Origin of the sequence: Bradyrhizobium japonicum USDA 6 (assembly GCF_000284375.1) — a bacterium.
Lineage (GTDB): Bacteria > Pseudomonadota > Alphaproteobacteria > Rhizobiales > Xanthobacteraceae > Bradyrhizobium > Bradyrhizobium japonicum.
Map to the genome: position 1 here is coordinate 8,025,572 of NC_017249.1, position 21,923 is coordinate 8,047,494.

General features: G+C 56.6%; 14 protein-coding genes and 1 riboswitch. Of the genes, 2 read left to right on the forward strand and 12 right to left on the reverse strand.

What is annotated here, in order from left to right:
* Nucleotides 1-94 precede the first annotated feature (94 nt).
* Nucleotides 95-430, forward strand: a complete 336-nt coding sequence (locus BJ6T_RS48785; RefSeq protein WP_014497773.1) for a hypothetical protein — start codon at nt 95-97, stop codon at nt 428-430.
* A gap of 157 nt (nt 431-587) precedes the next feature.
* Here the strand turns inward: BJ6T_RS48785 and BJ6T_RS37425 are convergent, their stop codons facing one another.
* The 12 genes from BJ6T_RS37425 to metE all read right to left on the reverse strand — a co-directional run bounded on the left by BJ6T_RS37425 (nt 588) and on the right by metE (nt 20,843).
* Complete coding sequence (locus BJ6T_RS37425) at nt 588-1,925, reverse strand: glutamine synthetase (protein ID WP_011084879.1); 1,338 nt, start codon at nt 1,923-1,925, stop codon at nt 588-590.
* Complete coding sequence (locus BJ6T_RS37430; protein ID WP_011084878.1) at nt 1,925-3,211, reverse strand: ATP-grasp domain-containing protein; 1,287 nt, start codon at nt 3,209-3,211, stop codon at nt 1,925-1,927. The genes BJ6T_RS37425 and BJ6T_RS37430 overlap by 1 nt, the downstream gene beginning before the upstream one ends.
* Nucleotides 3,208-4,077: an EamA family transporter gene (locus BJ6T_RS37435; protein ID WP_223153700.1), complete on the reverse strand. Its 870-nt coding sequence runs from the start codon at nt 4,075-4,077 to the stop codon at nt 3,208-3,210. Before BJ6T_RS37435 ends, BJ6T_RS37430 begins: the two co-directional genes overlap by 4 nt.
* A 163-nt stretch (nt 4,078-4,240) precedes the next feature.
* Nucleotides 4,241-5,056 carry a gamma-glutamyl-gamma-aminobutyrate hydrolase family protein gene (locus tag BJ6T_RS37440; protein ID WP_011084876.1) on the reverse strand — a complete coding sequence of 272 codons (816 nt, stop codon included), beginning with the start codon at nt 5,054-5,056 and terminating at the stop codon, nt 4,241-4,243.
* Entirely contained in the window at nt 5,053-6,111 is a 1,059-nt protein-coding gene (gene rtxC, locus BJ6T_RS37445) for a dhydrorhizobitoxine desaturase (RefSeq protein ID WP_011084875.1), read from the reverse strand. Before rtxC ends, BJ6T_RS37440 begins: the two co-directional genes overlap by 4 nt.
* Nucleotides 6,112-6,142: 31 nt before the next feature.
* Nucleotides 6,143-8,554 carry a 2-aminoethylphosphonate--pyruvate transaminase gene (locus BJ6T_RS44275; protein WP_014497776.1) on the reverse strand — a complete coding sequence of 804 codons (2,412 nt, stop codon included), beginning with the start codon at nt 8,552-8,554 and terminating at the stop codon, nt 6,143-6,145.
* A 1,746-nt stretch (nt 8,555-10,300) separates the two neighbouring features.
* The gene (locus BJ6T_RS49300; RefSeq protein ID WP_244442032.1) at nt 10,301-10,816 is read right to left on the reverse strand and encodes a NoeE-like protein; all 516 of its coding nucleotides are present in this window, start codon (nt 10,814-10,816) and stop codon (nt 10,301-10,303) included.
* Nucleotides 10,817-11,017: 201 nt separating this feature from the next.
* A complete protein-coding gene (locus BJ6T_RS49305; protein ID WP_011084869.1) occupies nt 11,018-11,365 on the reverse strand; it encodes a sulfotransferase in 348 nt (115 codons plus the stop codon).
* Between the two features lie 978 nt (nt 11,366-12,343).
* Entirely contained in the window at nt 12,344-12,529 is a 186-nt protein-coding gene (locus BJ6T_RS44285) for a hypothetical protein (protein ID WP_014497780.1), read from the reverse strand.
* Nucleotides 12,530-14,686: 2,157 nt separating this feature from the next.
* A complete protein-coding gene (locus tag BJ6T_RS37475) occupies nt 14,687-15,559 on the reverse strand; it encodes a glycine amidinotransferase (RefSeq protein ID WP_197535737.1) in 873 nt (290 codons plus the stop codon).
* Nucleotides 15,560-16,261: 702 nt separating this feature from the next.
* Nucleotides 16,262-16,468, reverse strand: coding sequence for a hypothetical protein (locus tag BJ6T_RS37485; RefSeq protein ID WP_026312600.1), 207 nt, complete (start codon nt 16,466-16,468; stop codon nt 16,262-16,264).
* Between the two features lie 2,029 nt (nt 16,469-18,497).
* Nucleotides 18,498-20,843 carry a 5-methyltetrahydropteroyltriglutamate--homocysteine S-methyltransferase gene (metE, locus tag BJ6T_RS37490; RefSeq protein WP_011084864.1) on the reverse strand — a complete coding sequence of 782 codons (2,346 nt, stop codon included), beginning with the start codon at nt 20,841-20,843 and terminating at the stop codon, nt 18,498-18,500.
* A gap of 101 nt (nt 20,844-20,944) precedes the next feature.
* Nucleotides 20,945-21,146: riboswitch (cobalamin riboswitch) on the reverse strand.
* 351 nt (nt 21,147-21,497) lie between these two features.
* Between metE and BJ6T_RS46375 the strand changes: the two genes are divergently transcribed.
* Entirely contained in the window at nt 21,498-21,788 is a 291-nt protein-coding gene (locus BJ6T_RS46375; protein WP_131234261.1) for a hypothetical protein, read from the forward strand.
* The last annotated feature ends 135 nt before the right edge of the window (nt 21,789-21,923 follow it).

Here is a 21,923-nt window from a genome sequence, read left to right on the forward strand (position 1 = left end):
ACCCCGCTACACTTGTCCGGCGAACCCAGACACTATCATCGGCAGCCAGAATACTCAGTGGAATGCACCTCGTGTCGGCCTAAGCGCCGAAACCATGCTCTCTGAGCGCTGGCGCTTAAACACCGATGTCGCCTACCTGTCCTGGACCGATTTCAAAGGGCGTGACCACCATCTCTTGCGCGACGAGACCACCTTCGATGAACAGCGGGGCAACGGTGGCGGCGGCGTCCAGGTTGAAGGCGTGCTGTCCTACTTCTTCACCAAGAACTTCAGCGTCGGCGTCGGCGGGCGCTACTGGTCCATGTGGACCAAAAAGCGGGGCGACTCTTTGTGCAGCAGCAGCGGCTGCGTCGGTGATCCGGCCATATTCGCGAAGTACAGCATGGAGCGCTGGGGTACGTTCTTTCAGGCCTCCTATAAGTTTGATTGAAAAGATCACACCTCAAACCAAGCGCCGGGCGTCTTCAACGCTACGAGTAACGCACATTTTCTCTGCATGAACTCCAACATTAGCGGCACAGACCCCCGCAGTAGCCCTGCCGGCACCGGCCAGAAGAATGATCTCCAGAACTGTCGAAGAGCCCAAGCTAAATGATCTCAAAGTATCTCCGACGTTCAAAGTCGGTGACCCGATGTTGAACGGCTTGCCACTCCCAATGGCGCGAGCAAGAAAACGCTCCAACAAACCTTTCTCCAAAGACATCACTGGCCGCTGCAGACTCTGCAAACCGAGATGTTGCCTCTGATAGGCTTTGAGGCAGTCTCGCGGACGGACGACACATTTCCACGCTTGCATCACCGACGATCGAAGCCGGTAGTGCCGGACCTGTCTCGACGCCCAATATTCCCGAACCAATCGCACATGCTAGCGCGAGATATGGGTTCGCGTCTGCGCCAGGCAGCCTATACTCCAGGCGATGGGCAGATGGCTCTCCCGGAATGGCGCGAACCGCGCAGGAGCGGTTGTCGACTCCCCAGCTTGGACAGATTGGTGCCCAGGAGCCAGGTACCAATCTCTTGTAGCTGTTGAAGTTTGGCGCAGCGAGCACACAGAACTCATTCATGTATTCTAGTTGTCCGGCGATAAATTGCCTCATAAGATCGGAGACGTTGCCGAACGCATCACCGTCGTAAAACGCATTTTGACTATCCGAGGACATGGAGATGTGAATATGGCCGGACTGGCCAGGCCATTTCTCGGAAACCTTGGCCATGAATGTAGCCATCATGCCTCGCGTTTGCGCCCAGGCTTTTATCATCGACTTGAATATGGTTGCTCGATCGGCGGCTTCCAGCGCATCACAATGACGAAGTGACGCTTCGACCACGCCAGGTCCCGTTTCAAAGTGTAGTCCGCTGAGAGGTATTCTAGCCTTCTCACAAAGCGCCAAGATCTCACCGAACAGCTCATGTTGCGCGATAGAGCGCGCAATCGAGTAGCCGAACGGGCCGCGAGTTAAAGGAGCCCATTCACCGAACGGCTTTTCTTCAATCGTGTCTGCGTTCTCCTTAAATAGTATAAACTCAAACTCAAACCCGGCAGTGCAGTCGTATCCGTGGTCAGCAGCCCTTCGTAGGACCTTACGCAGAACGCCGCGCGGGCAGATGTTCTCATGCGCGCCCGTGAACTCCGCGAGGTAGAGATATTGAGAGCCGAGATGAGACACCGAACGGCCGGTGCCTGATAGAATACGCAGGTCAGCATCTCCGAACGCTGATAGCGGCTTTTGCGTGAAACTCGCCGGAATGACCCGGTCCGTACAATCCCACGCCAGCACCGCTTCAGAGAACTTGATAACTTTATCTCCATCCGAGAGATCTTCACCTAAGACGTGTTTGCCTCGCAGAACGCCATCGAAGTCGCTGACGCCGACCATCGCCGCGCGGGCTGGATTCGCTCCGGTGAACCTGGGATCAGTTGGCATTAGTCGCGATCCTGCATCACTAAATCGAACACCTGGTCCATCCGCATTGCTCGCAACTTGCGATAGTCATTCTCAAGCGTAGTCAAGTCGCTATTCACGAGATAAACGATGCCCGGTGTCGACGCCAAGTCGATCGTGGGAACAAGCTCTTGACCAATCGGAACGAATGCAATGGCGTCTGCGAAGCTCGGCAGCTTGCGGATTGCTTCGAGTCCCGGGTAACCGGCGACGACACCGCCCATATCTGAGATCAACGAGACGCAAAGTGCGTGAGCCTGCCGCTTGTAGGGCCCGCGCAGCCTCATATATTCACCAAAGCCCTTGGGATCTGCGTAGCACCAGGCCGTCAGGGTCATATGGTTGTGCCCCAACGCCATCGTTCGTGCTTTTGCCGACATGGTCCCTTGAAGCCTCGCTCCGAAGTCAACCAGAACTGGTCCCCGATGATCGACGATGATCTCAGCATGAGCCGGTCCCTCGGCGATCTGAAGCGCCTGCAACGCTCGTTCCAGGTAGTCGGACAGCTCCTGAACGATTGGTTCGCTGCCGTCCAACAATCTCTCGAGTGAACAGACCGATGATGCTCGCTCGATAGGAACGGTGTCATACGTCCAGGCCTCCGTAACGAAGGCATTCCCGTGGATCGAGATGGCGTTTACGGTGTATTGTTGACCGTTTATTTTTTCCTGCCCGAGGGCAAAACGATTCAACGCTCCGACACGGTTGGTCTTCCCGACAATCGCGCTTAGTGCCCGCTGAATGTCAGCATCTGTCGTGCAAAAGAATACATCCTCGGTTCCCGTACTGTTCAGAGGTTTGATCACGATCTCGTCGAAGTTCGCTTCGCGCTTCCAGCTTGCGATTTCTACAGCATTGTCAGACACGACTTGTCTGATCGATCGCACACCGGCATAGGTCAGCGCGCAAGACAATCGCGCTTTGTCACGCCGAGCAGCCGATAGAGCGGTGCCGTTTGAAGGTAAGCCCAGCCGCTCCGACAACGAATCGGCGAGTTCGACTCCAGACTCGCAGCCGGCGATAACGAACTCAAATTCTCTGCCATGGAGGGCCTGAAGATGATATTCAACGATGTCGTCATACCCCATGCGCTCGCTGGGGCGAATGACTTCATCATACAGGTTAGCATCAAAGTGCGCTTGGAATATGGGTGGAATCTGTGCGGCCGACATCACATGCACGGTTCCAATGCCATAGCGCTTGAACTGTTCCGGTAGATATCGGCCGGTAGAGTATGCGTCTACGATTACACAATTCCGTTCTTTCATGCGGATCTCCGATACTGCAAGTAGATGTTGCTGACGGCGACAGCCGTAATGAGAATGTTTCCAAGGAACGTATGTGACGAAGGCACGATGCGAGAATCGAAGTACTGGAACAGGAAGGTGATGATAGGGGCGGTGGACAGGACCATGTTGACGGTGAAGGGCTCGACGTAACGAATGCCCTGCTGGATCAAGAGCAAAGGAACGATCATCGTCGAAACGCCAACTGCTGCGATCGCAAACCAATGCTGCGAGATCTCAGGCACGATGGATGAATAGTCCACCAGTCCCAGCAGCAAGATAATCGTTCCATAGAACCGATGCGCCAGCACTTGCCGGCCGGAAAACCCACGGTCGAAAAGCAGTTTGACAAGTACATTTGTGAGGGCGAGCGATAGGCCGGCCACGATGGCCAAGACTATTCCAAAGGACGATCGAGCCCCCCACTCCACGCCTGCGTTGCCGCTGGCCGAGATCCAAATCATGTAACTCGCGATCATCGCGATCGAAGCGCTGACGACGATGTCGGATGCTGGCGGAACTCCCTGGCGCCTGATCACGGCGTTTAGCCACACAGTTGCGGTGGGCCCCAACGCCACCATGAACGCGACGACGATCGCAGGTTCAACGTATTTCAAGCCGATAAATAGGCCGATCCAGCTGATTGCTGTCACGACGTTGAGTACGGCGAAGACCAAAAGGGACCGATTCCCCACTCCTGCCTTGCTTGTGTCGTGGCGCGCCAAGAGATTGAACGTCAGACAAACCACGGTAAATGACAGCAGGAGCGCGACGAACGCATCTGCTCGCTGAAAATACGCTGCGGCATAAACCTCGCCTGCCGCACTCACGAGGACATAGAGGGCCACAAAGAGCACTCCCAGCGCGAACCTATTCGTCAATCGTCTACCCTTCCCGTGCCCGCGCGACGGGGCGCGGCCCTCGCAGGGACCGGGCCGCGCGCATCGATTTTGAGGCATTCAACTTTCGGCCTGTACTGACCACGTTTGGTTTGAAATCTCACGATCTGCCCTAGTGATTCTTCGTTCCGCGGTACACAACACAGGCCTCTCCGAATGCTTTGAAGAGTTGCTTGCCGAGGAGATCGGTTGAGACGTGCCATTCGGGGTGCCATTGCACCCCGATTTGCAGCGTCGGCGCGCCAATCACCGAAGCCGCCTCAACAAGACCGTCAGGCGCCCACGCCTCCCGCCTCAGCGCCGGGGCAAGCGCCTCGATGCCTTGATTGTGCAGCGAGTTGACTTGGGCTTCGATCGTCCGGGCGATTGGGAAGAGCGCGCCGTCGGAAGATATCCTGACGCTGTGCGCGGCATCGTACTGACGGTCCCTGGGACGGTCTGGCTTCTCGGCATGCATAGCACCGCTTTCGAGGCTCCACTCCGCAAGCGATGGGCGGAGTGTGCCGCCGAAATAGACGTTGAGCTCCTGAAGCCCACGGCAGATGCCCAAAATAGGCATTCCGAGCGCGATGGCGCTCTGTATGGCTACGGCAGAAAGCCGGTCCCTAGGACGGTCAAGGATCCCAGCCTCAACGTCCCGATCAGGATCAACTAAGGATGCAGGCGCTGACAGGACGGCGGGGTCGACGTTCGATTCATCACCTGTCAAGACCACACCGTCCAGCCGGCGCATGATGGCCGTGGCGAACGCCTCCCCAGCATCTTCCGCGTCGACGGTCGGCAATACGACGCAAGCAACTCCCCCATGACGATGGAGTGCCTGCACGTACTTACGGCGTAACCAGTCGCGATGCACACCGTCGACCAGAAGACGGTTCGAAGTGACGCCGACAACGGCTCGCGCGCGCTCGGGCTGTTGCAGACTCACGCCACCTGGCCCCGCGTCCGGACGGCGGCAACGGACTGCTCATACAGCCGTCGATTTCGCTCTTTCAGCTGAGTTATGACGCTAGGCTGACCTTGAGGCCCCTTGACAAAGAGCCCGCCCCAAGTCGCGGCGACCTTCGCGTAGTTCGGATCCTGCATTCGGATTTTCTGAGCCTTGCGCAACAGCCAAAACGGGATACCGGGCGAAAGGTGGTGCTCAAGGTGGTACTCATCTAGATTCTGCCCAAGAATGGCTCGCTCGAGGAAGCTTCCCTTCCGATTTCTGGTGAGATAGACGTTCTGCGTCTCGTTTTCGCACATTGGCGAGTGCTCGGCGAGTTCGATGAACCAGCCGAGGACCTGAAATGTGGTGAGATAGGGCACGATCCAGAACAGGACGACAATATGGAGCAGCCCAAGAACATATGACCCGGCCAAGATGCTGATCCAGAAGAGATAGAAGCCATACCTGTCAATCAGTATGCCTGAGCGGCTCTGATCCTCGGTATCTTCGACCGAAAACCGGTTGGTCCAGAGATACTTCAGATAGGCCACTGTCGCGCCGCCGAAGATCGGCTTCCAGATGATGTTGAAAGCGTATCTCTCTGGACGCTGCACGTCATAAACGCCGCTGGCCAGGAAAAACTTCAGGTCGGGATCCTTGTCGGGGTCGCCGAGATAGGGATGATGCAAGTAGACATGTGAGATCCGATAGGCCCAGTGTCGCTGGAACAAGGGATAGGAGGCGAACAGAATGCCAAGAACATAATTCCAGGTGGTGTTCTTCGCGAGCGTGCGGTGAGCTGCATCGTGAGCGATGGTTGTCAATCCGCGCTGATAGGCACCAATCAGGAGAACGGCCAGCGGGTAGAGCCACCACGAAACAGACACGGTCGCAAGCGTGCACGCTGCGATAACAGCGTAATCTTTCGCAATGTAGGCGGCCCCTGTGATGTTGTCGGGCCTTAGCTCCGAAAGTTGCTTATTGATCTCCCGGCTGAATTGAACGGCCTCATAGCGTGATGACCTCAGTTTCCAAGCGTCTGCCTGATTCATGAGAACCTCTTCCTAATTGCCTTGCAGGTTGTCAGATTGCGGAAAGCGCCTTGTCCAGATCGCGCAAGATGTCATTGACATCTTCGATGCCGACACAAAGCCGGATTGAGCCGCCAAATATGCCGGCGGCTTCGCGCTTTTCCCGCGGGACGGTGGTGTGAGTCGTCGAGACAGGATGAGTCACGAGCGTGCGGGCGTCTCCCACATTGGAAACGTGATACATCAAGTCAATGTTCTGGATGAACTTTCGCCCGGCCAGTTCGTCTTCCACCTCGAACATGACCATCGCCCCGTGTCCATATGCGGTGTTGAGTGTCTGTTCGACGATTTCCCGATCGGCGCCTTCGAAGAGACCCGGGTAAAACACCCGACGCACTTTTGGATGCTCCTTTAGAACTCCAGCCACGATCCTGGCATTGGCGCAGTGCTGCTTCATGCGAAGCGGCAGCGTTTCAAGCCCTTGGATCAGTTGAAAGCTCGCAAACGGGGAGATGGCTGCACCGGTATCGCGTAACCAGGTCATGCGAGCCTTGAGGAGAAACTCGCTCTTTCCTAGGTCATCGACATCGCGCACGGCGTTGTGCCAGACAATTCCGCCATGCGCTTCGTCGGGACCATTGAACAAGGGGAAGCGAGAAGCTCCGCGATAGCTAAATTTACCGCTGTCAACGATTAGTCCGCCGAGGGTCGTGCCGTGGCCGGAGATATATTTTGTTGCAGAGTACGTTGTAACTGCAGCGCCCAGGTCTGACGGCCGGCATATCAGCGGCGTAGTCGTGTTGTCTACGACCAGAGGCACGCCGTACCTCCGGCCGATCTCCGCAAGCTGTTTAACGGGAAGCGGAATCAGACAGGGATTCGATATTACCTCTCCGAACAGGCAGATGGTGCGATCATCGATCGCTCGCTCGAACGTCTCGGGCCTTCGAGGATCTGCTGTCCTCACGCTGATTCCCAAACGCTTTAGGGTGTTGTGGAGCAGGTTCCAGGTATTGCCATATAGATATGGAGAGGCAACGACATTGTCCCCTACTTCGCCACTTGAAAGATTGACGATAGCAAGGAACGTCGCCGCTTGACCTGACGCAACGGCGAGCGAGTCGCTGCCCATATCGACAGCGGCGTAGCGCTTCTCGAGCGCGCGGGTCGTGGGATTGATAATCCTCGTGTAGGTGAACCCATCGGCCTTGACGTTGTAGACGTCCGCGATGTGGTTGAGATCGCCATCGAGTTCATAAGCTGTATTCTGGTAGATCGGCACTGCGACGGCTTTCGTCACCGGGTCGCGCCGATAACCCGCATGCAGAACAGCAGTCTCGGCGGAAAACGGCAGCTGCCGGTCTCCAACTGCCTGAGCCGGCATCTTTACGCGCGCGGCATATGCCTCTTGGTCCGGCGCCGGCCTTGCTGACCGGGCCTGACCGGACCGGAAATATGAACGAAAAGCGCATCCCAACCGCTCAATCCAGCTGGATTGGATTTCCCCAATGCAACCGACGCGAAAGCTTCGCGTCGCAAGGTGCAGCTTCGAGTAGACGTAAAGATTGTGGGCCGCCAAGTGGCGATACAGCCCATCGAATCCTTCCTGGTCTACTATGCCGGGCGGCGCACTGAACGCAACGCAGACCGGCGACTGCAACTCGGGGGACAGCAGCGGAGACACTGTCCCTTCGAGTTCCTTGATGAGGTCGTCTCTGACCTTCTCGTACCGGAAGCGTCTGGCATCAATGCTCTCCTCATGCAGAATCTTCAAAGCCATTGTCGTTGCCTGAACGATGTGGGTGGGAGGGGTCGACCGCCACTCACCCGTGCGCTCGAGCGAGCGCCATTGATCTCTCACATCGAGCACAAACGATCTCGGTTCTTGAGCCGCATTCTCCAGCAGCTCGCGCGACGCAATTACAAACGCTACTCCCGGCGGCCCTTCTATGCATTTGTTGCTCGATGTGACCAGTACGTCTGGTCCACGCTGGCTCAGATCGATATTGAGAGCGCCGAAGGAACTCATTCCATCAACGATGGTTTTTACGCCACAACGCCTCGCCTCTTCCACGATCTCTTGCAGAGGGTTGACGATTCCGGTTGTCGTCTCACAATGCACGAAACACAGGTGCGTAACGCCAGGATTTCGGCTCAGATACTCGCCGATTTCTTGCGGATCCAAAGGATCGGTTGCGCGCTTGACGAGCTTCAGCGCTTCGACCCCCCACAGCCGCAAAATTTGTAGAACACGCTCGCCATAGATGCCGTTTACGCAGACGAGCGGCCTGTCGGCTCGGGACACAAATGAAGAGAGGGCAGCCTCCATTGCAAAGGAGCCCCCTCCTTGAATGGGCACCACCGAATAGTCCTTAGCGTTTCCCAGCAAGTTGAGCATCAGCCGCCTCATGCAGGCGGTCACCTCCTTGAACTCGTCATCGCGAGATGCGAGATCAAGCTGCATCTGGCTCTTCACCGCCAACGATAGCGACAATGGACCAGGCGTCAGCAAAGAGCGCTGTCTTGTCAAACCATTCCTCCTACATTGTGTTCGTCGATGACCTGCCGTACGCGCGCCATCGCCCCGGAGGCGCGCGTATGCCTTCCTCATCGATAGCTTCGAATGAAGCGCCTTGAAACGCGGTCTCGTTTCGCGTCGACCGCTCCAAAAGGCCGCCGGATGACAACCTTCAATTTCTCATTGCGGATGGAGAGCAATCCTTCACAAAGCTCCCCGTTGATGCGTTTCAGACCTCCCAGATAGCCTTTTTGCGCTGAACGCTCGGGCGCAAGTGGGCGCCGACGCTCGCTCTCATCCAACTGTCACGCATGTGCAGGCTTGGGCGTGGTCGCCTCTGGCGCTATGAGGCGCCGGTCGGCCGGCGGTCTACCTGTAAGACTGCCCAGTCAGGCAAGCTTTGCCGCCAGAAAGGCGATGCAGCCTAGATCGTCGCGCCCGGACGATAGGCAGGCACACTCGATAGTCTTCGTTCGCAGCGGGTGTCCAATGCGTTTGCTTGGGACTTGATACATTTTCACTCCGTCGCTCGTGGAGGGATTGGGACGCACATGGCTGTCTGGGCGAGCTCGAAGATCGTACAACTTGACGTTACGGGCGTTTCAACCCTCTCCGGAATTTTTCTCGCGGGACTTTTTCCTCACGTACTCCCGTTTGGCAGCGACAAGTCGACGCAAGCAGCGGAGTACGAGGGATTCACAGCGAGGTTCAATAGTTTGAACGTTAGATCTGGATCGAGCGTGAGTATTCCGCGTGCGAGCGCGATTCTGCGGCGAAATGACGGGATCGTTCCGTTTACGTGCAATCCGGCCAAAAGAGCCATATGGAGGTACGAAGCTTCTCGGCAGCCCGGGCGAGATCCTACTGGATGCTGTGCATGACGGTTTAAACCTTCCGCCATAGCTGTTGTGTCACGTCATTGCGCTCGCAATGGAGCGGCGTTGGCAGCCCGCGGCGAGCCACACTTGATGGCGATCCAGCGATCTTGGATGCTTGCGCGAGCAGGAATCAGTTCGACACCTTTTGGCGAGCGGCCTTGTGACACAACATGTCGCCTCGATTTGCCGGGAGTACGTCGAGCCAAGTCCAATGAAGTTGCGCGCTTTATCTTGGAAGCGATTCCTGGGCTTTCAGCATCTCAGTTACTTAACGCCGCTTCGCCGCGGGACGTCTCACCGAGCGATATGGCGGCGGTGAGCGTGCGGTTTTACGGCGGTTCCAAGGCGTGGGCGGCGAGCAAAAGTTGCCGGCATCCCAGCGCTCGTTGCGCGCAACTACCTCGCCGATGAGGCACTCTGGTTGGACGACGGTCGCACTTCGTACTTGTCCTGCTCTCTCCTCTGCAGGCCGGCTCGTTGATGCGAGCTCGCGTCCGACGTGGTCTACGGGCGCGGTCGAGCACGCCAGCGGTTGACCAGAGCGGATCATCAAGTGATCATCTCTGTCGCTTGCCAAGGATGAGCTTCGCTTCCTTTTCGGCTGCGCCTATGGCGCCTTCATGGCGATCAACCAGGAAAGGCGGAACGGAGCATGACCCGAACACGCGGCGGGGCTTCGTAGCTCAGGATGGCGCATGTTCGTGACAGCATTGCCTCGCGATGCGAAGGTACAGGCCTACGCCGAAGGTATTCGCCGACGAGCGGCGGCCAAAAAGGGAAGAAAGCTTGCCAGACGTTACCATCGCCAGCGTCCTTAGGAGATGCTGAGGATCTGCTCAAGCCGCGGGACCTCCCCTCGCAACGTCTCGATAGCCACGTCTCGGTTCTCCGAAATGTTCAAAGCAGTGTGGACCGGCTCTCCAGCGTAAGATGAGCCGGGCAATCCTCCCGCATTGGTACTTCGCATATCCCACCAGGTGCGGAATATACGGCGATAGGGTTCAGTTACCTCCCGCCCCCTGTCTAGAACTCCGGATTTCTGGGCATGCAGCAGTTCCTGCTCATATCCGAGTTCCAGCAAAAGCTCGGCACCGACCAGATCGGTCACGGTTTGCATCTCCTCGACGCACAATTGAGATTGCCGTGATTTGACTGAGCTTCCGTGGATGGCGTTTCGTTCCACGTTTTTTCGATCCCCAAAGCTGCTGGCTTGAAGATAATCTGCTCGTCCTATGCTAGCCGATGCGACGCCATCTGGATCACAGCCGAGCCCTGTCAGTACACGTTGGATTTCCTCGTCCGGACGCGCCACGAGCAGTTCGTATTGCACCAAATGGGCCTGCGGGCGAGTACGTTGCTCGGCGAGCCTAGGAAGACCCAAAACCAAATCGGGGAGTGAAGATATTATGCCATCGGGCAGACGAAGCATGAGATCAGTGAGACTGGAAACGCTGACCGGCTGCGAGCTGTCTGCCCGCCATGGAATCCCAGGTCGATTTCAATGAAGCGGCGATGGCGTAGGGATTGCGCATCAGAAGGATGTGTGGCGCTTCTGGATAGACGGATTCAACAAAGTCAAGGACCGTCCATAGCGTGGTGTCTTATCTATGATGATGCGCTTACCCGCTTCTGCCAGATACTGATCGTATGCTGCTTCTGCAAAAGCGCGGCTAACGATCGCGCGGTCTATCCGTCCTAAGAATTCGGAGGTTGCGGCCTCAATCAGTGCGCTGCCCCCCGGATGGCGCCGATCCACCTTGCCAAACGCCTCGAGCGCCAACATTAACCAGGGTTCAGGCGGAGCCACAATGTCTGGATGGAGCTTCAGCAAATGAGCCAGGAGTGTGGTCCCAGATCGTGGAAGACCGAGAGAAAGCACACTCAGGTGAACGACCAAAACGTCCGCTTATCGTCAGGCGCTCGTGCTGGGCACGCGCCCCCCTGTCGGCGCTAGCTCGATTGGGCGAAGCAAAGCGAGCCGCCCGATCGCATGAGGACCAACAGCTTGCGTACAAAGCGACGAAACGACAGAATTTTGGCTGCTACTCATGACCTAAGACCCATTCACTTTGATCGGGCGGGATCACAGAAGGGTAACTGCAATCGCGCCTCCGATTGCTCGACCAATAGAACGAAATTAAGCAACTGCTCAATTGCAGCAAGATTGACTCGGATGTAGGAAGGTTGGAAAGAACTATACGGACGTTTGCCGAAGACCGCGCGAGCACATGGCAGGTTGCTACGTATGTAAATGCGACTGCACCTCGCTGATTCTCGGCATACTCCAAGACATTTCGGGATATGAGCGGAGTGCTGCAAAGAATCAGGTCATATCGCGGGGGTCACACTTGAGTGAGCGCCGCGGCTAGCCGGTCAACACATTGGATTATAGCTCCGGCCAACTTTCTTTCGACAAGCGCAATCGTCCAAGCCGCACGAAGTATTTGGGTTAGCGGATCCGCAACGTCGCTCTTCCCCTGACAGGGGCTAAGGAGGCTGAATGACGGACCTGATCCAACATGCCACGGGATAACGCGATCAGCAAGCGCGCTTGGCCGCGTCTCTACTCACGAAGACGAGATTTTTCCGCCGTTCATGTGGAACATCCTTGGTAGGGCTACGAGCAAGACAATGTCTTCAATGCCGATTATGAATCACGACCGGACATAACCTTTTAGACCAACACTTTCTAACAAAGTCCATCAATGAGGATGCTGGAGCCCCACCGCCACATTGAAACGCCATCCAAAAAACCCCTCAGCGCGAATCGGCAAACCCAATTTGCTAGAGAACCTTCTATGGGCACTGAGGGCGGCCTGCGAGCCGCCCTACCGTGCAAGTACCAGCGCGGCCCAAGCTACCGCTGATGTCCGAGTCCGATTCCAAGATTTAAGGCCTTCTGGCGGAGCGCACCGACACTGCGTTTGGTCATCTTTGCTATTTTTATCACCGGGGTCCTGGCCTTCGAGTGGACTTTGAGCTCCTTGATATCTGCCTTCGTCCATTCGCGCCGCTTAACGCTTTTCTTAGTTGCTTTCTTCACGATGAATGCTCCTTTTTAGCGGAGCGGCTTGTAACATAGTTTTCTCGGCGCGACGACGGTAAAAAAATAGACAATATTATAGGACATCGCGCCAAGTGTAAGCTTTGGCATGTCTTCCGAAGCGAGGTGTCTGCACTGTTGCAGCTGCGCAATTGTAAACTTCATACGCACGTCGCGTTCTGATAGCGTTCCAATCGACGCCTTTATATCCGGAGCTAAACAACCGACACGCTCTCGAATAAGCGAGAGCCAAATCGCGATAGAGATCAACAGGTCCAAATAAGGAGGTGCGCCCAGAGAACGGAAAGATGTTGTGTCTCCGCGATATTGCTTAGAGAGGTGGCTGACGAGAATGATTAAAGGCACACTCACCTTTGATCACGCGCTCTTTGTCAAGTTCGCTTTTGGTCGTATTCAACTCGCGCAAAGAGCGCCGCCGCTTGATGGCCTCGACTGAAGTGGTAGGTTATTGGTGAAGTTCACGCGCGCCGCGCCTCACATCCAAAATGCTCATATGTCGAGCTCGTTCTCCGAGTGCAGCCCGCTGCCAGTGATGCCCTCAATTCCAGTGCAAGATCATCATGCCCAATTTTCGGGATAAGAAATTTGCTGAAAATCCAGCACGACTGGCGTCCACCGCCGATCAGGACACCACAGGCGTAGACCGCTTAAAGACGAGCAGAGACCTTCGTCGGCTGCCTTCGCCAACCAATACATGGGGTTCTTGGTCCCCTTCTCGTATTTGACCCGGATGCCTTCCGGGAAATCAGTTTAGCCGACCGTCTCGATGACACTGATGTGCACGAAGAGGCCAAATCCTTCGTCCCTCAGGTCAATATCTTTGGTCGCGTTCAACGACTCCACAACACTGATTACAACGACACTGTTTCTAGATTGAACTTCGCAATCCAGTCGAACTGCATCACCACCAGCAAGGGTTCAAGCGGCTTTCCTCCACGTCGACATCGGTTTACGTCGGCTCAATCGCATGCCGTGGGACGCTTTCTGCCCGTGTTCGCTTCCAGCCGAGAAACCAAAGGGAGCGGCAGCTCAGCTTTCGGCTCTTGCGCGATCTCTCGCTCAACCTGCGCCTGCATAGTACCCCGATCTAAGTTTTCGAGCGCCTCAAGTACTCTCTTCCCTCTTCGGTGATAATCCAGCACCCGGCCTTCCGCTCGATCAGCTTTTGGCCGAAAACATCGAGTGGGGTCGCGCGGCTCGCAATCCGCTTCATACGGTCCGTCCACTCCGGGCCGCTGCTAAAATAGATAGCCAAATGCTGCTTAACGACTTCGATACTCGCCAGACCGTGCGGCTGCAGGCGAGTATCTTCAGTATCGACAACTGAAAACTCGCGCACGCCATCGACTTAAGGAAAAGCCCATATTACATATTTTGAGGTAAGCTCCAGAGCTGCGAGCCGCTTTTCAAAAGAGAGCTTCCTCCTAAAGCCGATTGCACGACACCCGCCTGCCGTCGCCGCGGTAAGCAACGCTTTTCGACTGCATCTTGCCAGGACTCTTCCGAAGAACGGTTCAGCATTAGATAGCTGCGTTGACTAGGAGCGTGAGGTGGTCTCGACTGCCGACTTCGACCGACTTGAGATCAAACGACGTCGGTAGTAGCCACGCCGTTGTACATCCTGACGAATGACGTCGCTCACGAAACGAACCGCCCGCTTCTTTCGTTTCCAATTCCCGCCCAATCCCGCGGGGATCGCAAAGCCTCTCGGCACGACCAAAAGATCGTTTCTTTGGTTCAAATAGATATCGAACATGTGGTGGCTCTTTTTCGCACAAGCGTAGATCGGCTGTTCACCGATCTGGTGACATCGAAGCAACAGTTTCCTTTAAGTCACTGGACGATCAAATGACATTCAAAAGCTCCCGTCCTGATAAGGGAAGACGGTCACGCGCACAATGGTGCCGCAAGATGTGAGCGTGTGCACGTCCCGACTTACGGCGCCCGGAGAGGCACCCGTCAATGTCGACCTCAAACGCGGCGGAGAGTCTATCTAGGTGGCTCAACTACGGCAATGCCAGCCTACGCTACGATTTTTCTCCCAACTAGCTGATGCAGCATAAGCTTCGCCAGGTATGAGGCTCCCAAAGCAGCGGCTTAGCAGATCGTTGCCCGGAAAGCAGACGATCGTCGGTACTAGCTGAAGTAATCCTCCGGCCCGCCTTCGCGAACCGTGTCGAGAGTAACGCAATGGAACCCACCGCCGAAGATCCGTCTATGGCGGCGCCGAACCGGGACAACCTGAAAGCTGAACTGTTCAAGGATCCGAGCCAGCTCGGGGCAGGCGTCGTTGACTAAGACGACGTCAGGAGCGACCGAGAGGACGTTGACATCAATGTAAAGACTGGACAACAGCAGATCGTCGTCGTTGTAAGCCGGAAAACTATTTTTGGTTGGCTCGGGCGCTACTATCATGTCCCAGTTGCGCATTGCTTCTGGCAAATAGTCCGCCACCTCGCGAGACCGCACGAGCAGCGGCCCCGGCGCAAGCGCTATGACCATACTATCAATATGGCTATCGCAGAGCTTGTAGGCACGGTGGATCCGAAATCGTCCTTGCAAATGGCGCTCAAGCCAATCACATGGCATCGCGTGATTCTTGGTAGCGATATTTACGACGAGGTCGCGTCCAACACGCAAACACTGCGCACCGTCCCACATCATCTCGAGGCCAACGTCATAGGGATGTGTTCCGGGATGGTGGATCGGTTCCGTTGGACCACCGGTCGTTGACAGGGCGTAGGAGCGGTCAAATGAACGGTTAGTCATCAACGGGCGCGGCATCACTGACCATCGCGCGCCTCGGTCGAAATAGGACGCGAAGATTGGCTTGAGAAATTGCGTCTCGAAGTATCGTGAGCGGAGCATAGGAGGGGTCTCGATCAATTCGTCTCCAACCACTAACGCTATGTCGCGGACATTGAGCGGCGGCACGACTGCGGCCAACCAAGCAAGGGTGCGAACCTCCACGGTGGACGCATCGAGTGTCATCGGTCGATGCACGGTCACGTTAAGCTTCCGCAACGTGTTCACAATTCCTTCGGCGTCCTCATTCAGTTCGTCCAGGTAGCGGTCCTTGATCCGATGGCGGACCCGCGTGCCAGCTTGTGTGCCCGCTGCCGCAGAGGACAGACGCGGAGCAGCGCGATCGTCTGTTCTCTACCCACTGGGATGATCCCGCCTTGGCCGGCTGGTCAGATGCGCTCTACACCATTGCCGGATACGTGCTCTACACCACGAATTCAACCTATCTGACCTGGCAGGTTCGCCGGCGGATGACGTATTTGCCGTCCCTTCGGGATTCCATATACGGCTGCCGGCGTGGTTCAAATTGTATAATTGGAACGTTTGCCACAGTAAGGCTACCGCACGGAATGGCAGCGGGCGGAAGTAAGGCTGATGCGGAGCACCGCTGCCAAGGTTCGAAGTGGACGCCGGTCACTGTAAAAGGGCAAAGTCTCATCCGATTGAAACGCGGAGCCGGACACAATGTCGTAGGCATGCTCGACGAACACGTCGTCGCGCCGGATGCCATAGCCGAAGAATACCATGACTGGCGAGGACGCCGGTGAATGTCACGGGCGTGAACTGAGAGCATTGGCCGGAGTTGAAGACCTTAAACTTCCTTGGAAACCCGGAAAGTGCGACGCCCTTGCAACTCAGGAGAGCTCGTCCTCGCGGAATGCTCGAAGATGATGTGGACGGATTGGCTCATGCAGGCGGTGTTCGAAGCTCCAGTACATCGGCGAAGATTGTCCAATCGCGGACCCGCCTTTGCCGGCAGAAATCGGTCTCCGCCTGCTGAGCAGCAGCACTCAGCGAGGCGGCATCGACCTTGAATGCTGCCTGGCACGCACGATGCTCGCCGCCGGCATCGTCGCAAACGATCTTCATAAACCGGACGCTAAATGAAGGCATGCCCCCTCTCTTTGTGTGGTTTGCTTATCCACTATTCTGCCATTCGCGCGGGGAGTATTTGATTTGCCTCAAGGAGCATCCCAAGAGGTCTGTCTGATCCTCCGAAGATAGGCCAAGAAAGTCCGCCGTGAACTTTACGAGTTGTCCGCGATAGTCTTGTGAACGACTGCCGCAAGTGCAGGCTTATCGCGGGCTGATTTCTGCCATGCGCCGGCGGCTATGCGCGCAAGCGATCGCTGGGCACCAAGAACCCCGAACTTGCATCGGCGGTCCACCTGAAGACGCGATTGCAGAAGCCGCTCATCACGCTTGTCCTAGCCCACGTTTCGATAAGCCCGGTCCAGGACTTCAGCGCCGGAGCTTAAGGTCTATCAGCGCCCGGCAAGGCCACCGAGTGAAAGGCGAAGCATCAATTGACCGTCGGCGTGCACGGAGCAATGGCGAAAAGTTGTCCTAGCCATGGGCGTGGGTTGCACCTCAATTCAACGCGTTGGTCTGTTGCAGAGAACGCGAGGCGCTGGCTGAAGCGCGAGTTCGGAACATGTCGACGAGCGTCTGCGGCTGGTAGCGGTCACGAGCCTCCGATCCCGGACGCGCACAACTTTTTGACAAGCATCAATGCTGCAGCGGCTGCCTCTGATAGAAGTGGTCTTCTAGTAAGGTCAGACGCACGGCGGACCGAAATGCTTGACGCCCATGATGCTTTCTTGCCCGGGTACCCGCTGCCGTTCCTAGGACTGCTACCAGACGCAGCCGCAGCCGCGCGGCGGCCAATGACCGGCCACATGATAAATTGCGCCGACTTGCGACGGCATCTACTTTATCGGCCTGCGGGACGGCCCTGCTATGGGCTCAGAGCGATGCCGCCCATCTAACGGTGTTAAGAAAATGCGCGCGTGAGGGAGGCCCCCCACACACAACCAACACGATGACGCCGGAGGATAAGGAGATGTGTCTCACCAACAAGGGACGTGATATGACAGACGGCCGGACCATTTACCCTGCTCCGGGCCGGATTACTGGAGCTGGAGTCCAGTCTAACTTGTGCAGCACAGCTACAAATATCAACGGCCGAGGCCTTGAGCTGATCCAAATCAATTCGACCAAAGCTCAGATGTCGTTTCGTGGCGCAGATCTAAATATTTCAGTTCGCGAGCGGATCATGTTTCGTCACAACAGCGCATGGCCGATAGCCCTCCGCCGCGGCTGACGCGATCGAGAACGCGGGCCATCCGAACGTTATCGGCTTGGGCCCGTCCGCGCAGAACCCAAGCGATGTGCGCGGTGTTAACAAGGTTATCTGAATTTGTCACCCCGCAGCTATGAACACCGCCCAGCATCTAATGATCTGACATGGGAGCAGCTTGGAAAGGCGCCGCCCTTCGATCAGGATCTGGAGATTGCCGTGATCGAGGGTAATTCAATTCACCGGGTGGTCTTTCCTTGCCGCCGGATCTTCGGCGGATGGATCAACGCGAATACCGGAGAGCAAATCGCTGTGCGGCCGACGCATTGGCGTATCTGGCCCGGATAGCCGTTATTCCAAATGGATTGGCGTGAGTTGGGGTACGGAGTGCCTTTGACGTCCTCTCTTCGGAAACTATCTAGCGTGGATTGATTGAGGGAGCCTGACGGCATCTCCGAGCGGACCGAATCCGCGCCGGTGCCTTGCGGTGTCCGTCAAGCATTAGTTTTCTCATTGCTGTCGCGGCCGTTGCCAACGTGCCCATGAGCGACAAATCACAGCCTAGACGGCCGCGTACCATGGCATGATTGAGCTGCGGCACTTCTGCTTGAATGGGTCGCAGATTTTCGGCGAATGTCGTCGCCTTGATCGAGCAGCCGGCAATTCTCCCGCGGCCGACGAAACTAGCGTAACGCGTCACCATCTTTTCTCCGAGACCGTACCTTCCCCGGTCCACGAAGTGGACCGGGCATTTTGTCAGCGGCAAGGATAGCCTCGATAATGTGGAAAGCGTAAATCACCATAACCCAATTAGCTTTGTCGAGAACAGACCGGAGCTCGGGATCAACGGATTTGCGGATCGGATGCAGCGCGCAGTTCGCGCGCGGCAGCGACCATGTTGGCGAGCGCAGGCCGAACCTCCTCCCATTTGCGCGTTTTTAGGCCGCAGTCCGGATTGACCCAGAGCTGAGAATCCTGCAAGCGCGTCCGAGCTAGCACGATCAGCTCCTTCATTTCGTCCGTCTCGGGAACGCGCGGAGAGTGAATGTCGTACACGCCCGGTCCGATTTGATTTGGATATTCGTACCTCCTGAACGCATCCAGCAGCTCCATTTTCGATCGCGACGTCTCGATTGAAATGACATCCGCATCCATTGCAGCGATCGCACCGATGATGTCGTTAAACTCTGAGTAGCACATATGTGTATGGATTTGCGTTTGATCGGTAACGCCCGATGAGCAGATGCGGAAGCAATCTCCGGCCCAATCGAGATATGCCTTCCAGTCCGACCGGCGCAATGGCAATCCTTCGCGAAGTGCAGCTTCGTCGATCTGTATCATCGCCGCACCGGCATTCTCGAGATCGCGGACTTCATCGCGCATCGCGAGCGCAAGCTGACGGCAGACCTCGCTTCTAGGAATATCATCGCGAACAAACGACCAGTTCAGGATCGTCACCGGTCCGGTCAACATCGCCTTCATCGGCTTACTAGTTAGTGATTGCGCGTAGCGCCACCATTCCACGGTGATCGGCTTCGGCCGCACTACATCGCCAAACAGGATCGGGGGCCTAACGCAGCGCGAACCATAGGACTGAACCCATCCATTCCTTGTAAATGCGAAGCCGGCGAGTTGCTCGCTGAAGTACTGCACCATGTCATTACGCTCGAATTCGCCATGAACGAGGACGTCAAGACCGATGTCCTCCTGCCAACGTACGGCGCGGGCTATCTCCTCTTTGAGGAACCTGTCGTATTGCTCCTCGCTCATCGCACCTCGCGCATGCGCCGCGCGAGCATTTCGCACCGCTGTGGTCTGCGGAAACGATCCTATCGTCGTGGTGGGAAAAGCCGGTAGTCCAAAGCGTTCCCTTTGGATCTCGGAACGACGGGCAAACGGGGTGGCGCGCTGGCGCATCGTCTGATCGATCGCCCTCATTCGGACAGCGACGTTGGCATTATGGATCTTCGGCGAGGTCCGGCGGGCAGTCGCAGCGCATTCCGACTCGGCAAGAGCTAGCCCAACATTCTGGTCGCCTGCGAGTACCCGCGCCAGGATCGCAAGCTCACGCATCTTCTGAACCGAGAAAGCAAGCCAGCTCTTGACGTCGGACGCGAGCCCGGTCTCTAGTTCAACATCGACCGGCACGTGAAGCAGCGAGCAGGATGGAGCGAGCTGTACACGGTGCCTGCCAAGCTTCGCAATCGAGGGCTTCAGCCGCTGACGGAGCGACGGCAAGTTCGACCGCCACACATTCCGGCCGTCGATGACACCGAGCGACATGACGAGATCACTTCGGCCGTCAGCAACGATCTGATCCAATAGTTCTGGCGCTCGAACCAAATCGACGTGCAGACCGGAAATTGGCAGGCTCAAGGCAGTATCCAGATTGTCGCCTAGGGCGCCGAAATAGCTCGCAAGCATGATCTTGATAGCGGGTCCCTCCTTTGCGAACCGGTTATAGGCGTGCAGCAACGAATTTCGCGCCGCCTCATCCAGATCAAGGACCAGGCAGGGCTCGTCAAACTGAACCCAACTTGCCCCTCGTTTGGCTAATTCATGCAGAAGGTCGATATAGACGGGTATCAGATCATCGAGGAGAGAGAGGGGCTGGAACGCACTATCGGTACTCTTGCCGAGCTTTAAAAATGTGACCGGCCCGATCAGGACAGGGCGGGTCTGAAAGCCAAGAGCCCTCGCTTCCTCATACTCTTCGACGGGTTTGCGAGAGCACAGTCTGAACGCCTGTCCCCGGTAAAACTCAGGAACCATGTAGTGGTAGTTGGTATCGAACCACTTGGTCATTTCCTGCGCGGGCACGCCAGATCCCCGCGGGCTCTGGGCGCAACTCGCATCCTGCTCGCCGCATTGCGATCCGCGGGCCATGGCGAAGTACGTTTGGAGCGAAACGGATTCTCCGTTCGCGGCGTAGATCTCCGGGATTGCGCCAACCATGACGCTTGTATCGAGCACCTGATCATACAGCGAGAAGTCGTTTGACGGAATGATCGTGACGCCGAGCGATTTTTGACGAGCCCAGTTCGCTGCGCGTAGGCCGAATGCGTCTTCGTGCAACTGCTGTTCACTAATCTTTCCAGCCCAGTAGCTTTCTAGAGCGAGCTTGAGCTCACGCCTTGGGCCGATGCGTGGCGTTCCGAGCGTAGCAACTGGAAGAGAGAGAGGAGACATAGCGTTAACCCCTGTTGGGGACAAAGGCCATGGCGGACGCAGGCAGGAGAAGTCGCGCGTGCGACGGCTGCTTGGCGCACCACCGAGACACCCCGCCCGTGGACCAATATATTGTCGGGGCCGGTCTCCTGGCTTGCTGGTCATCGCTGCTGTCCGGCCTTCCCGAAGCCGTGCAGGCTTCAGCGACATCGTCGGACAGCGGCTCGCCGCTCACAGTTGCGGGGGCAGAGCCGGCATTTGCACCGGCTTCCCTCTTAGCTCCGGATCAATGGGAACCGGAGAACCTCGACGACTTGGATTATCGGCAGGAGAACTCTTCCGTCAACCTCTCAGATTATGTGCAAGCTAATCTGCGACATCCGCTAGCCGAATGACCGTGCATCTCTGTGACTTCACCATCTAGAAACATTCTCTCATCAGAGATGTCATAATCAGACATATCCTTCTCAGATGCCGGATAAGCATCGGAGCTGCCTTGAGGCGGAGCCGCACGCTAAATTGATGAAAGGGACAGAAGCAGCCTGCCGGCGGGAGTACCGACGTTATATCAGAGCGCTTTCAATGCGGCTTTGCGATTTCCAGAGGTTCGCCCAGCACCTCAGCTAGCCAGCTCTTCGCTCAACTAAAGGATCTGCGGCGAATAGGCCAAGGCACGTGGCGAAATTTAGCAACTGGCGAGGGGTTGATTTGCGTGCCACCCAGACTTCAGAGCTGGGATCAAGCCGGCTTGGTGCTTGGCAATCACGCAGCTCGAACGCGGGCGGCACGATAGCGAACCACACAGCTCAATGGCGGCAAACCCACTTCCGTCCACAGGCATCCGGCATCGAGGCGTTCAACTCTTCTGCTAAATATCCGGTGCGGGACATGGATGCACAAGCTGCGGCGGATACGCCAAACAGAAACATCGAAAACATGCAAAGGTCGGAAAGTCGACAAGAGTGACACAAACTCCGTGAAATTTTCCGCCTATTGCCTGGCACGAAGAATGCAGACCCTCGGAATGCCCAGTCTCCTCCTCTGGGCAGGTCCAGCTCAGCCAATTGACGCAGTCGCTGCCGGGGAAGTTAGCTGCGCATG